Origin of the sequence: Leifsonia soli, assembly GCF_013408745.1 — a bacterium.
Classification (GTDB): domain Bacteria; phylum Actinomycetota; class Actinomycetes; order Actinomycetales; family Microbacteriaceae; genus Leifsonia; species Leifsonia soli.
Map to the genome: position 1 here is coordinate 667,050 of NZ_JACCBJ010000001.1, position 13,241 is coordinate 680,290.

15 protein-coding genes and 1 tRNA gene are annotated in these 13,241 nt (G+C 70.4%); 11 read left to right on the plus strand and 5 right to left on the minus strand.

What is annotated here, in order from left to right:
• The first annotated feature begins 84 nt into the window (after nt 1–84).
• The 8 genes from BJ963_RS03240 (at nt 85) to BJ963_RS03275 (ending at nt 6,289) form a co-directional block, all read left to right on the plus strand.
• On the plus strand, nt 85–1,173 hold the full coding sequence (locus BJ963_RS03240; RefSeq protein WP_179454583.1) for a Tle-like phospholipase domain-containing protein: 1,089 nt from the start codon (nt 85–87) through the stop codon (nt 1,171–1,173).
• A gap of 15 nt (nt 1,174–1,188) precedes the next feature.
• Nucleotides 1,189–1,551: a hypothetical protein gene (locus BJ963_RS03245; protein WP_179454585.1), complete on the plus strand. Its 363-nt coding sequence runs from the start codon at nt 1,189–1,191 to the stop codon at nt 1,549–1,551.
• 14 nt (nt 1,552–1,565) lie between these two features.
• Nucleotides 1,566–1,886, plus strand: coding sequence for a hypothetical protein (locus BJ963_RS03250; protein ID WP_218857009.1), 321 nt, complete (start codon nt 1,566–1,568; stop codon nt 1,884–1,886).
• Nucleotides 1,887–1,929: 43 nt separating this feature from the next.
• Entirely contained in the window at nt 1,930–2,802 is an 873-nt protein-coding gene (locus BJ963_RS03255) for a ketopantoate reductase family protein (protein WP_179454589.1), read from the plus strand.
• Nucleotides 2,803–2,862: 60 nt separating this feature from the next.
• Nucleotides 2,863–3,648: a fumarylacetoacetate hydrolase family protein gene (locus BJ963_RS03260; RefSeq protein ID WP_179454591.1), complete on the plus strand. Its 786-nt coding sequence runs from the start codon at nt 2,863–2,865 to the stop codon at nt 3,646–3,648.
• Between the two features lie 24 nt (nt 3,649–3,672).
• Nucleotides 3,673–5,190, plus strand: coding sequence for a glutamate--tRNA ligase (gene gltX / locus BJ963_RS03265; RefSeq protein ID WP_179454593.1), 1,518 nt, complete (start codon nt 3,673–3,675; stop codon nt 5,188–5,190).
• Between the two features lie 4 nt (nt 5,191–5,194).
• Complete coding sequence (locus tag BJ963_RS03270) at nt 5,195–6,160, plus strand: NAD(P)/FAD-dependent oxidoreductase (protein ID WP_179454596.1); 966 nt, start codon at nt 5,195–5,197, stop codon at nt 6,158–6,160.
• A 57-nt stretch (nt 6,161–6,217) separates the two neighbouring features.
• Nucleotides 6,218–6,289: transfer RNA gene (locus BJ963_RS03275), tRNA-Gln, on the plus strand.
• A 43-nt stretch (nt 6,290–6,332) separates the two neighbouring features.
• On the opposite strand, the gene BJ963_RS03280 is transcribed toward BJ963_RS03275, so the two are convergent.
• Complete coding sequence (locus tag BJ963_RS03280; RefSeq protein WP_089911938.1) at nt 6,333–6,662, minus strand: ferritin family protein; 330 nt, start codon at nt 6,660–6,662, stop codon at nt 6,333–6,335.
• Nucleotides 6,663–6,787: 125 nt separating this feature from the next.
• On the opposite strand from BJ963_RS03280, the gene BJ963_RS03285 reads away from it, so the two are divergent.
• Nucleotides 6,788–7,915 (plus strand): FAD-dependent oxidoreductase, encoded by a 1,128-nt coding sequence (locus BJ963_RS03285; RefSeq protein ID WP_179454598.1) that lies wholly within the window; start codon nt 6,788–6,790, stop codon nt 7,913–7,915.
• A gap of 98 nt (nt 7,916–8,013) precedes the next feature.
• Complete coding sequence (locus tag BJ963_RS03290) at nt 8,014–8,403, plus strand: VOC family protein (RefSeq protein WP_179454600.1); 390 nt, start codon at nt 8,014–8,016, stop codon at nt 8,401–8,403.
• A gap of 7 nt (nt 8,404–8,410) precedes the next feature.
• Here the strand turns inward: BJ963_RS03290 and BJ963_RS03295 are convergent, their stop codons facing one another.
• On the minus strand, nt 8,411–9,019 hold the full coding sequence (locus BJ963_RS03295; RefSeq protein ID WP_179454603.1) for a DUF1349 domain-containing protein: 609 nt from the start codon (nt 9,017–9,019) through the stop codon (nt 8,411–8,413).
• 40 nt (nt 9,020–9,059) lie between these two features.
• On the opposite strand from BJ963_RS03295, the gene BJ963_RS03300 reads away from it, so the two are divergent.
• Nucleotides 9,060–9,548 (plus strand): GNAT family N-acetyltransferase, encoded by a 489-nt coding sequence (locus BJ963_RS03300; RefSeq protein ID WP_179454605.1) that lies wholly within the window; start codon nt 9,060–9,062, stop codon nt 9,546–9,548.
• A 19-nt stretch (nt 9,549–9,567) separates the two neighbouring features.
• Here the strand turns inward: BJ963_RS03300 and BJ963_RS03305 are convergent, their stop codons facing one another.
• The 3 genes from BJ963_RS03305 to hpaE form a co-directional block, all read right to left on the minus strand.
• Complete coding sequence (locus tag BJ963_RS03305) at nt 9,568–10,404, minus strand: hypothetical protein (protein WP_246297979.1); 837 nt, start codon at nt 10,402–10,404, stop codon at nt 9,568–9,570.
• 58 nt (nt 10,405–10,462) lie between these two features.
• Entirely contained in the window at nt 10,463–11,596 is a 1,134-nt protein-coding gene (hpaD, locus tag BJ963_RS03310) for a 3,4-dihydroxyphenylacetate 2,3-dioxygenase (RefSeq protein WP_179454607.1), read from the minus strand.
• 91 nt (nt 11,597–11,687) lie between these two features.
• Complete coding sequence (gene hpaE / locus BJ963_RS03315; RefSeq protein ID WP_179454609.1) at nt 11,688–13,235, minus strand: 5-carboxymethyl-2-hydroxymuconate semialdehyde dehydrogenase; 1,548 nt, start codon at nt 13,233–13,235, stop codon at nt 11,688–11,690.
• Nucleotides 13,236–13,241 lie beyond the last annotated feature (6 nt).

Consider the following 13,241-nt stretch of genomic DNA (forward strand, 5'->3'; position numbering starts at 1 on the left):
CTGAGGAGGGAACCGCCCCTGGCACCAGGGGAAACGTTCGATGCTCGGAGCGGCTCAACTCGCCAGACCTACGAGGTGCTCGACGTGCAGGACAATCCGGTCAACGGGTTCCAGGCGATGGCCGTCGCGCCCGTCGTCAACGGTAAGGCGGATACCTCCCAGGTGGTGATCTCCTATGCGGGCACTAATCCGGAGCACCACGCCGACGTGGTCACCGACGTGCAGTCCGTTCTCGGCAACCAGCAGCTCATCGGGACGCAGGTCGGCGATGCGAAGTCGTTCGCCGCTCGGGTGGAGGGGAGGTACACGGGCGCCGACATCCACTTGACCGGTCACTCGCTCGGGGGCTTCCTCGCCCTGCTCGTCGCATCCGAGACCGGGCGGCCGGCGACAACGTTCAACGCCCCGGACCCCTGGAAGCTGCTCTCGGACGGCGCGAAGAAGCGCATCGACGTCGAGCGCACGGCGGGTCGTCTGCCGTTGCAGAACTACGTCAACATCTGGGATCTGATCGGCAATCTGCATCCGAACCGCACCGGTGCGGCGATCTACGTGAAGGACGAACCGGGCCGCCAGCTGCTCGAGTATCACAACATCTCCAATCGCGAGTCCCTCGACGTCAAGCCCGACGGATCGATCAGAGGCGCCGGCGTCACGGGCCACACGCTCGAGGAGATCGTCGAGATGCACCTGAACTCGATGGTCCCCGGCGTGGGAGAAGTGATGCGACCGGCCCTCGGCGCCGTCGTCGCCACGGTCAGGAATCCGGCTTTCGCCGGGATGGCCGCGAAGAACATCAGCGGCCTCATCGTGACCGTCAACACGCTGTCGGTCGTCGCGCTCGCGGCGAGCCTCGCGGCGACGGCGGCGGAGCTCGCCGAGATCAAACGGGCGAACGGCCGTCTGATCCCGAGCATGGAGGAGGGCCTGAACGCGGCGAAGACGGCGGCCCTGATGCTCCCGACCATCACAACGCACGACATCGAAGCCTGCGTGGACACGAACCGGCTGCACGTCCACCAGAACGTCGACGAGGGCGCCGTTCGCGAGGTCGATCGGCTGGTCGATCGCCACATCGAACGGGTGCAGGACATCAGCCAGGGGTTGCTGAAGATGGTCGAGCACACGGTCGCCCAGGACGGGCAGTGGGCTCTCACCTACGGCAGCCGCTAGACCGGAGAGGATGACATGAACTCGATTCCCAGCGACCCGTTCGCGTTCGTCGAGGACTTCACGGCGAGTCTCGATCGCGAGATACAGTCGGGCGTCGGCGCCCTGCAGGACTTCATCGAGGGCCAGGCGCACACCGTAGCCCTCGGGCTACTGCAGGCCATGCTTCCCCCGCTCGTCCGCGCCAACACCCTTGCCGTCAAGGCCACGGCCTCGACGCAGGTGGCCGTGGCCGGAACGGCTGTCGGGACCGCCCTCGGGAGCGCCGACCTGAGCAACACCGTCCTGTCGGGAGCGGTCGCCAAGAAGGTCGGAGAGGGCATCGGCGAGCTTCTCTCGGACAACGACTATGCACGAGGGGTGAACAGCATCACATGGTGAGCCGACAGGTGTCATTGCGCGAACTCGAAGAGGGTCAGCAGGAGGAGAAGGCCGCGGCCCGTCGGCGTATCGACCTCGCCGAGGAGGGCGTGTGGGCCTACCGCACCCGGATCCACCAGGTTCAGGAGGCCTTCTACGCTCTGAGCGCACACCAGGGCGTCGCCGACGACCCGGGGTTCCGCAGGGAGCTTCAACGGGTCTCGGAGACGAGCGACGAGAATATACGTCGAGCCGGCCGGATGATCGCCGAGCTCGAAGAGGAGTACGAAGAACTCGGGAGGCAGCACGAGCGAGACCGTGAGACCTGCATCCAGGAGGAACGTCAGCGACGCTAGAGCGTGAGGCGCCGGCCGAACGAGGCCGCGCTAGCATCGGCTCATGGATGACGCGGTGTTCGCGGTCGTCGGTCCCGGGGCCGTCGGCGGGTTGTTCGCCTGGCTGCTGCAGCGCGCCGGGCACGAGGTCGTCGCAGTGGGCCGTCCGGGCACGGTGGAAGCCATCCGGCGCGACGGCATCGAAGTCCGCAGTCCGCAGTTCGGCGACAGCGTGGAGCGCATTCGCGCCGAGACCGCGGTGCCCCGAGGTGCGCACGTGATCGTCGCGACCAAGGCGTACGGCCTCGACGACGTGCTTCCCGGGATCGCCGCCGCGCGGCCGTCCGAGGTCGTGTCGTTCCTCAACGGCATCGAGCACATGGGGCCGCTCCGCGCCGCGCTCCCCGGCGTACCGGTCGCGGGAGCGTCGGTCGCGGTGTCGGCCCTGCGCGCATCCACCACCGTGATCGACCACCGCAGCCCGTTCGTGCGCATCGAAGCGCCGGAGGCGGCTGCGGAGTTCGCCTCCACCCGCGCGCTCGCCGACGCCGGGCCCAGTGTGCGGGTCGGTGGCACGGAGGCAGAGGTGCTCTGGGCGAAGTTCCGGCTCCTGGCGGCGCTCGCCCTGCTCACGTCGTACTGGCGTCAGCCGGCCGGCACCGCTCTCAGCGAGGATCCCGAACTCACCGAAGCGGTCGTGTCCGAGATCGTCGCGTGCTCCGCTGCGGAGGGCGTGCCCGTGGCCGAGCTCGACCTGGTCCGTGCGCTGCGCAGCGTGCCCGGCGGGATGCGCACCTCGCTGCAGGAAGACCTGGCCGCAGGCGCACCCAGCGAGCTCGACGCGCTCGGCGGCGCCCTACTTCGCGTGGGGGAGTCGCATGGCATCCCGACCCCGGCCATCACCCGGATCGTCACGGCACTGAGCGCGGCCGGCTGAGCTCGGCCGGCTGAGCGCGGCCGACTGCCTCCGCATCCTGTCGGCGCTAGGCTCGGATGCGTGAAGATCGCACGTTTCAGCCACACCCGCGAAGGCTCGTCGACCCCGGCCATCGACTACGGCATCGTCGACGACGATGCCCTGGTCGTGCTCGCGGGCGACCCGATGTTCGTCGGATTCGAGACCACCGGGGAGCGCGTGCCGCTGGCGAAGGTCGGCTCGCTTCTCGCGCCGGTCATCCCGCGCTCGAAGGTCGTCGCCGTCGGCAAGAACTACCACGAGCACGCCGCCGAGATGGGCGGAGAGGCGCCGGGGGAGCCGCTGCTGTTCCTGAAGCCGAACACGGCCGTGATCGGCCTCGGCGATGCGATCGTGGTGCCGCCGCAGTCGGAGCGCGTCGACTACGAGGGCGAGCTGGCCGTTGTGATCGGGAAGATCGCCCGCAACGTCCGCGCCGAGAACGCCGCCGAGCACATCTTCGGGTACACCGTGGCGAACGACGTGACCGCGCGCGACCTGCAGGAGAAGGACGGCCAGTGGACGCGCGCGAAGGGCTTCGACACCTTCTGCCCGCTCGGCCCGGTCATCGAGACCGAATTGGCTCCGGACGCCGTGCTGCGGACCCGCCTCAACGGCGAGCTGAAGCAGGAGGCGCCGATCTCGGACATGGTGCACGACATCCCGTCGATCGTGGCGTACGCGTCGAGCGTCTTCACGCTGCTCCCCGGCGACGTGATCCTGACCGGCACTCCCTCCGGCATCGGCCCCATGAAGGCCGGCGACACCGTCGAGGTGGAGGTCGAGGGCGTCGGATCGCTGGTGAATCCGGTGCGCGCCCCGAAGTAGCCTCCCCGGTAGGATCGAAGACGTATGTCTGACTCGATCGCACACCCGTTCTCCGAGGCCACCGGCGCCGATGTGCGCGTGCGCTTCTGCCCGTCGCCGACCGGAACCCCGCACGTCGGCCTGATCCGCACCGCCCTGTTCAACTGGGCGTACGCGCGCCACACGGGCGGCAAGCTGGTGTTCCGCATCGAGGACACCGACGCCGCCCGCGACAGCGAGGAGAGCTACCAGCAGATCCTCGAGGCGCTGCGCTGGCTGCGGCTCGAGTGGGATGAGGGCATCGACGTCGGAGGCCCGCACGGCCCGTACCGGCAGTCGCAGCGGTACGGCATCTACAGCGACCTCATCCAGAAGCTGCGCGATTCCGGCCACATCTACGAGAGCTTCGCCACGGCGGAGGAGATCGAGGCGCGCAACGTGTCGCTCGGCCGCGACCCGAAGCTCGGCTACGACAACTTCGAGCGCGACCTCACCGACGAGCAGAAGGCCGCCTACCGCGCCGAGGGCCGCGAGCCGGCGCTGCGCCTGCGCGTGCCCGACGACGACCTCAGCTTCGACGACCTGGTGCGCGGCGAGATCACCTTCAAGGCCGGATCCTTCAGCGACTTCGTCGTCGTGCGCCCGAACGGCCACCCGCTGTACACGTTCGTGAACCCGGTGGACGACGCCCTGATGGGCATCACCCATGTTCTCCGCGGCGAGGATCTGCTGTCGTCGACCCCGCGCCAGATCGCGCTCTACCACGCGCTGATCGACGCCGGCGTGACCACCTTCGTCCCGCGGTTCGGACACCTGCCCTACGTGATGGGCGATGGCAACAAGAAGCTCTCCAAGCGCGACCCCGAGTCGAACCTGTTCCACCACCGCGACCGCGGCTTCATCCACGAGGGCCTGGTCAACTACCTGGCGCTGCTCGGCTGGTCGCTGACCCACGACCGCGATGTCTTCTCGCTGGCGGAGATGGTGGCGGCGTTCGACGTGGAGGACGTCAACCCGAACCCGGCCCGCTTCGACCTGAAGAAGGCGGAGTCGATCAACGGCGACCACATCCGGCTGCTGGATGTCGCCGACTTCGCCGAGCGCACCATCCCGTACCTGGCCGCGGCCGGTGTGGTCCGGGAGCCGCTGACGCCCGCCCAGCACGAGGTGCTGACGAAGGCGGCCCCGCTCGTGCAGGAGCGCGTGCAGCTGTTGGGCGAGACGCCCGGCATGCTCGGCTTCCTGTTCACCGACGCCGTATCCCTGGTGGTGGAGCCCGACGCACGCGCCTCGCTCCCGGCCAACGCGGGCGAGGTGCTGGCCGCCTCCCTCGGCGCGCTGGAGTTGGTGCCCGAGTCCGAGTGGAACCACGAGGCGATCGAGTCCGCGCTGCGCGACGCCCTGGTCGAGGGGATGGCGCTGAAGCCGCGGGTGGCGTTCGGGCCGCTGCGCGTGGCGCTGTCCGGTCGCCGGGTGTCGCCGCCGCTGTTCGAGTCCATGGAGATACTGGGCAAGGCGGAGACCATCGCGCGGCTCGACCGGCTGTCGGCGGACCTGGGGTAGCGCGATGACCGGTGTGCCCGCGGCGCCGGCTCTCGAGCCGTCCTACGAGGTCGTCGTCATCGGAGGGGGCCCTGCGGGGTTGTCCGCGGCCCTGAACCTGGCCCGCGCCCGGCGGCGCGTGCTCGTGGTGGACGGCAACCGTCCCCGCCACGCGGCCACGCTCCTCGCCCACGGCTTCCTCACGCGCGACGGCGTCAGCCCGCTGGAGCTGCGCCGGATGGGCCGCGAGGAGGTGGACGCGTACGACAACGCGACCGTGGTCTTCGCCCAGGTCGGGGCTGTCTCGGTGGAGGGCGACGGGTTCCGGGTCACCGGCCGCGGCGTGCGCGGCGGTGCGGATGTGGATGTGCGCGCCGACACGGTGGTCGTCGCGACCGGCGTGACCGAGACGATGCCGGCCATCCCGAGCATCCGCGCCTTCTACGGCACGCAGCTGCACAGCTGCATCGAGTGCGACGGCTTCGAATCGGCCGACCGGCCGCTCGCCCTGATCGGCGAGACCGACGACCTGGCCGAGCGCGCGCTCCTGCTCACCCAGTGGACGGACGACCTGATCGTGTTCACGAACGGCGTCGCACCGATCGGCGAGGCCGAGGAGGGCACGCTCGCCCGCCTCGGCGTGCGGGTCGAACGCCGCCCGATCGACGACGTGGTGGGGGAGAAGGGCGTCATGACCGGCGTCCGGCTCCAGGACGGCGCGGTCATCGAGCGGGCCGGCGGGTTCCTCCGCCCGGTGTGGTCGCCCTCCCTGTCGTTCGTGGATGCGCTGGACCTCGACAGCGATGCCGACGGCTACCTGTTGACCGACGCGGACGGGCGCACGTCGCTGCCCGGGGTGTACGCGGCGGGCGAGACGACGGCGCCCGGCCCGCAGCAGCTGATCGTCGCTGCGGGCTCCGGTGCGGTGGTCGCGGCGGCCGTCAACCGCGACCTCATCGGGCTCTCGCTGGAGGACGCACCCGTTTTGTAGTCCGGCCTGCCGGTAGGCTAGAGTTGTTTCTCGTGCCCGGACTACGGTTCAGGCCGGTGGGGTATGGTGTAATTGGCAACACGGCTGATTCTGGTTCAGTTGTTCTTGGTTCGAGTCCAGGTACCCCAGCAAGCGAAGCCCCGGTTCTCCCGGGGCTTTTTTGCTGCCCGCGTCAGCCCTGCGGCGCGTCCTCCGCTGCCTCTTCGGCCTCCTCGCCGTGCTTCACGATGTCGCCGTCCTGGAACAGGATGCCCTTCGCGGTCTCGCGCCACTGGGGCTTCGCCCGCAGCAGGAATTCGAGTTCCATGCTGAAGTGCTTGTACTCCTCCGCGAGCGAGTCCAGCATGATCGCCCGCGCGGCCTCGTCCTTCTCGACGGCGATGCGCTGCTCGTACCAGCCGATCGCCTCCGCCTCCTCGGAGAGGCTCGCGCACATCCGCGCGAACGTCCGCGTCTCCTCGCTGAGCTCGCTCGGCGGCTCGTGGTACTGATCGGTCGACATCGTCGGTGTCCTTCCGTCGTGGTGACCCCATTCAAGTCCGAATCCCGCGTGCCTCAAGGGGCGCCGGCTGCGAAAGGGCAGAGGCACGGCGGAGCTCGTGGTCGGCCGCTCGATAGGGTGGCGGCATGGCAACGAGTGTGATCGTCATCGGCGCCGGGGTCGTCGGCGCGGCGACGGCCTGGTCGCTGGCGCGCGAGGGCGCCTCCGTACTGCTGCTGGAGGCGTTCGAACGCGGCCACGATCGCGGGTCCTCGCACGGGGCGACGCGGATCTTCCGCCACGGCTACGCAGAGCAGGACTACGTGGAGCTGTCGGTCCGCGCGCTCCAGGGCTGGAAAGAGCTGGAGCGCGCCACCGGCCGCACGCTGCTGGACGCGACGGGCGCGCTCGACCACGGCGACCCGGCGGCGCTGAAGGCGATCGCCGCGGCGCAGGATGCGGCCGGGCTGCCGTATGAGCGCCTCACGGCGGCGGAGGCCGAGGTCCGCTGGCCGGGCCTCCGGTTCGAGGAGCACGTGCTGTTCAGCCCCGGCGGAGGCCGGTTGCGGGCGGCGGACGCGGTGGAGTCCTTGCTCGACGCGGCCGAGCGGGCCGGGGCGCAGCTCCGCTTCGGCGCCCGCGTGACGGCGGTGTACGAGTCCGGCGACGGGGTGACGGTCACGGCCGGCGACGACGCGCACACCGCCGACGCGGTGGTCGTCGCGGCAGGGTCGTGGACGCCCCTCCTGCTGCGCCCGTTGCTCGCCGCGAACGGCGTGGAGCTGCCGACCGTCCGGGTGACCGAGGAGCAGCCGGCGCACTTCCCGCTGCTGCCCGGCCCGGCGGACACGGAGAGCGCGTGGCCCAGCTTCGTGCACCATCCGACCCGGGATGGGGTGGCTGGCGCCTACGGGCTGCTGACACCCGGAGAGGGCGTCAAGGTCGGCTTCCACGGCGTCGGACCGGAGATCGACCCGGACGCCCGCGACCGGAGCATCGATCCCGATCGGCTGGAACAGCTGCAGCGCTACGTGGCGGAGTGGGTGCCGGGCGTCGACGCGACGCGTCCGGAGGGCATCAGCTGCCTGTATGACAGCACCGAGCAGGAGGACTTCGTGCTCGACCGCGTCGGCCGGGTCGTGATCGCGACCGGGTTCTCCGGCCACGGCTTCAAGTTCGGCCCGGCGCTCGGCGACGTGCTCGCCCGCCTGGCGCTGCACGGTGAGAAGGCCGCCCCGCGCTTCCGCGTCGCGGTCGCGCCGCCCGGTGCGTAGGCCTGTAGGCGCGCAGGCGCGTAGGCGCATCCAATCGTCTCGCCACCCCTCGCCGCCACCCCTCGCCACACCGCGTCGGATGCGGCAGGATGTCGCGCATGACGGACACGGACGGCGCCGGCATCGTCGGCGTCAGCACCATCGGCATCCCGGTCTCGGACCAGGATCGGGCTCTCGCGTTCTACCGCGATGTGCTCGGACTCGAGGTCCGCGTCGATGCGCCGCTTCCGCAGATCGGCGGCCGGTGGATCATGCTCGCGCCGCCGGGTGCCGCGGTGTCCGTGTCCCTGGTGCCCGCGAAACCGGATGCTCCGGCCGGGGTGGAGACGGGCATCCGGTTCGAGGCGGTCGACGCGGAACGGGCGCACGAGACGCTCGCAGGCTCCGGTACGGAGGTCGGGGAGATGCTCCGCTGGCCGGGCGTCCCGGCCATGTTCGCGGCGCACGACCCCGACGGCAACCGGTTCGAGGTGGTCGAGCGCGCCTAGATCGCGCTCACTCCCCGTTGCGGAGGTCCGCGAGCCGTTCGTGCCGGAGGACGATCCGGTCGAAGGTCGCAGTGCAGGTGTCGCCCCTCGGCGCCTGCGACAGGAAGCCGACCCTCCAGGCGCCCGCGCCCGGCGCGAGCCGGAACAGGCGGACGAAGTCCCACCGGATGCCGTCCGCCGACGCGTGGAAGGCCCAGGCCTCCCCGACGCGGGCGACGCGCAGGAACACCTCGCCGCTGCTCACGAGCGTGCTGTTGCCGTCGTCCGAGTACCGGTCGGTGACGACGCTCACCACCATCGGCCGGCCCTGCGGCGAGTACTCGAAGCACAGCTTCGCCCAGTGGTCGTCGTCGCTCCACAGCACGAGCGCGCCCGCATCGAAGGTCGTGCGCGGGGATGCGACGCGGACGCGCGCGGACAGCGTGAAGTCGCCCGCCGGAGCGTCGAACACGAGAGCGGTCGCTGCGTGCTGCGCATGCTCCCCGAGCGGGTCGTTGGACCAGTCGACACCCGCGGCAGCCGTCAGGGCGAGCGCCTCCGTGGAGGCGTCGTAGTCGGCGTCGCCGGGTGTGTGGGTCCAGGAGAGCTCGGGCAGGGCGGGGATGCTGATCGGCATACGAGAACGCTACGGCACGCGCCCGTCATAGGGTGGCGGGATGGGCGACATCGAGGTGAGACCGGCGCGACCGACGGAGTGGGCGGCGGTCGGCGGGCTGCGTTGGGACTCGGTGTTCGAGTTCGGAGGTGAGGCCCTCGATCCACGCGAGGTGTTCGCGGAGGAGTTCGCTCGGTGGGCGCGCGACCACCAGGACACGCACGAGTGCGTCGTCGCCGTCACGGACGGCGAGGTGATCGGGATGACGTGGCTGGCCGTCGTCCCGCGGGTCCCGAGCGCACGCGCGTTCGACCGCGCATCCGGCGACCTGCAGTGCGCGTACGTCGCCCCCGGGCATCGCAACCGAGGGGTCGGCGGACGGCTGATCGACGCGATCGTGGACCGCGCTCGTGAACGACGGCTCGAACGCGTGACCGTGCACTCCAGCCCGCGGGCGGTGCCCGTCTACGAGCGGCACGGGTTCAGCTCCGAGGGGCGACTGCTGCACGTCTACGTCGTGCACCGGGATGCGCCAGAGGCATCGGGCTGAACGAAGGCCAGTCGTCGCGTCAGCGGCTCGCCGGGTCGAGGGCGATCGGGATGCCGTACTTCATCTCCGGGTCCGGGGAGGCCGCCAGGAGGGCCGGGTTCAGCCAGGCGAGTTCCACTTCGGTGAGGCCGAAACGTCGCGAGACGGCGAAGAGCGTGTCGTACGGGTTGGGCACGTAGCCGGTGAGCACCCCGTCCTCGACGATCGTCGTGCCGCGGGCGAACGAGACGGCCCCGTGGTCGACGGCGCGGAGCGACGGGTAGGGGGAGGGCAGCGTCCAGGCCAGTACCGCTGCAGCGACCACCGTGCCCGCGGCCGTCTCCTCGATGGAGTGCAGATACGACGGGTCGCCTTGCGTGGTGAACCCGGGTGGGATGGGCAGCACGACCTCGCCGTCCTCCGAGACGCGGGCGAGGCTCGAGGTGAGACCGAAGGCGATCCGCTGCGGCGGGTCGCTGCGGCGGTCGTGGCGCGCGTTCGTCGCGACGAGTTCGTAGCCGGTCAGCTGGAAGGAACCCGAGGTGGTCGGAGGCAGCGGCGTGTCGGGCCGGACGTGCACCTCCACCCGGAGTGACGAGTCGACCACGACCCGCACCGCTCCTGTGAGCGGCGGTGTCGACGGTTCGTCCGGCAGCGGATCGTGCTCCACCGCGCGCAGCTGCCCGGTCGCGATCGTCTGGCCGGCCACGCGGAGGTCCGGCAGCTGCTGCGCGATGGGGACGGCATCCGGTGTCGCGGTCTGCGTCGGCGTCGGTCTCGGTGCAGCCGGCGCGATCAGCGAGCATCCTGAAACGACCGTGCTCGCGGCCACCACAATGGCTGCCGCAGCCACGCGACCCACCCCCATACGGATCATGGCTCGACCCTAGCGCACCCCGCTGGCCCACGCAGAAGCCCGCAGAACGCACACCGGACTACACCTGCGCTCCGAGCTTGAAGCCCTGCGCCTCTTCGCCCTTGCGGGTGTACGAGAAGCCGTCGGCGCCGATCGTGACGTCCATCTCGGAGTCGTCGGTGCGGGTCGTCAGCGGCTGGGGGTTGCCGTCGAGGTCGAGGACGGTCGAGGCCTCCGTGTACCAGGAGGGTACGACGGGGTTGCCCCACCAGTCGCGGCGCTGGTTGTCGTGCACGTCCCAGGTCACGACCGGGTTGTCCGGGTCGCCGGTGTAGTAGTCCTGCGTGTAGATCTCGACCCGGTGCCCGTCGGGGTCGCGCAGGTACAGGTAGAACGCGTTCGAGACGCCGTGGCGGCCGGGGCCGCGTTCGATGCAGTCGCTGCGTCGCAGCGCGCCCAGCTTGTCGCAGATCGCGATGATGTTGTGCTTCTCGTGGGTGGCGAAGGCGACGTGGTGCATGCGCGGACCGTCGCCGCCGGTCATCGCGGTGTCGTGCACGGTCGGCTTGCGGCGCATCCACGCGGCGTAGGTGGAGCCCGCCTCGTCCTGGATGTCCTCGGTGACGCGGAACCCGAGGTCCTCCATGTACTTCACGGCGCGCGGCACGTCGGGCGTGACCTGGTTGAAGTGGTCGATCCGGACGAGCGCGCCGGGCGTGTAGAGGTCGTAGCGCCAGGCCAGACGCTCCACGTGCTCCACCTCGTAGAAGAACTCGTACGGGAAGCCCAGCGGGTCCTCGACGCGCACGGAGTCGCCGACGCCCTTCGTGAACCCCTCGGCACGACGCTCGACCCGGCAGCCGAGCTCGGTGTAGAACGCCACCGCGCGGTCCAGATCCTCCGGCGTGCGCACGCGGTACGCGAAGGCGGCGACGGCGGCGACCGGACCCTTCCGCAGCACGAGGTTGTGGTGGATGAACTCCTCGAACGACCGCAGGTACACGGCGTTCTCGTCCTCCTCCGTGACGACGAGATCGAGCACGTCGACGTAGAACTCGCGACTGGCCGCCAGGTCGGTGACGACGAGTTCCATATAGGCGCAGCGCACGACGTCCGGCGGGGTGGCCTTCGGGGTGGGGATGCGGTCGGCCGGGGCGGGGATGAGGTCGGTGCTGGTCACGACGGGCTCCGGGGAGCCGGGGGTGATGGTCATGGTGGTGCGTCCTCTGCGTTGAGTCTGTGCGGGTGGGTCTGTGCGGGTGGGTCTGTGCTGCTGGGTCTGTGTTGGTGGGTGGGGTGGCCGGTCAGGCGTCGCCGGCGTCCTCGGCCGCCTCCGCGGCTTCCTCCGGCTGATGTGCGCTCGCGCCGAACCGCGCGGTGTGGACGGGGCCCAGCGTGATGTGCACGGCCTGCTGGTCGGTGTAGAAGTCGATCGAGCGGTAGCCGCCCTCGTGCCCGAGGCCCGAGGCCTTCACCCCGCCGAACGGTGTGCGCAGGTCGCGGACGTTGTGCGAGTTGAGCCACACCATCCCGGCCTCGACGTTCTGGGCGAAGGTGTGCGCGCGCTCGAGATCCGTGGTCCAGATGTAGGCCGCGAGACCGTAGCGGACGCCGTTCGCGAGCTCCAGCGCCTCCTCGTCCGAGTCGAACGGCGTGATCGCGACGACCGGGCCGAAGATCTCCTCCTGGAAGATCCGCGCATCGGGCGCGACGTCGGCGAACACGGTCGGGGCGACGTAGTTGCCGTGCTCCAGGCCCTCCGGGCGCCCGCCGCCGGCGAGGAGACGGCCCTCCTGCTTGCCGAGCTCGACGTACGACATGACCTTCTCGAAGTGCTCCGGATGCACGAGCGCCCCGACCTCGGTCTTCGGGTCGTGCGGGTCGCCGACGACGATGTGCTTCGCCCGCTCGGCGTACCGCTCCAGGAACTCGTCGTAGACCGGACGCTCGACCAGGATGCGGGAGCCGGCCGTGCAGCGCTCGCCGTTGAGCGAGAACACGCCGAACAGGGTGGAGTCGATCGCCGCATCCAGGTCGGCGTCGGCGAAGACCACGGCGGGGGACTTGCCGCCCAGCTCCATCGACAGTCCCTTGAGGAACGGTGCCGCGTTGGCGAAGATGATCTGCCCGGTCCGGCTCTCGCCGGTGAACGAGATGAGGGGGACGTCGGGATGCTTCACCAGCGCGTCCCCCGCCTCCTCGCCGAGACCGTTCACCAGGTTGAAGACGCCGTCCGGAACTCCGGCCGCGCGGAAGATCTCGGCCCACAGGCTGGCCGACAGCGGGGTGAACTCGGCGGGCTTCAGCACGACGGTGTTGCCCGTCGCGAGGGCCGGAGCCAGCTTCCAGCTCTCCAGCATGAACGGCGTGTTCCAGGGGGTGATGAGCCCGGCGACGCCGATCGGCTTGCGATTGACGTAGTTGAGCTGGCTGCCGGGGACCGTGTAGGCGTCGTCGGCCTGCGCGACGATCAGATCGGCGAAGAAGCGGAAGTTCTCCGCGGCCCGCTGCGCCTGACCGAGCGCCTGGGTGATGGGGAGGCCGGTGTCGAAGGTCTCCAGCTCGGCGAGGCGCGCATCCTGCTCTTCGACCGCGTCGGCGATCCGGTTCAGCACCCGGGCGCGTTCGCGCGGCTTCATGCGGGGCCACGGGCCCTCGCGGAACGCGCGGCGCGCGGCGGCGACGGCGAGGTCGATGTCCTCCTTCTGCCCGGCGGCGGCCCGGGCGTAGGTCTCGTTCGACACCGGGTCGAGCACATCGAAGGTGGCGCCCGAGACGCTGTCGACGAACCGGCCGTCGATGAAGTGCCGGATCGTGTCCGGGAGGTTCTCGGGGATGTGGTGCTGCGCCATGCGCGG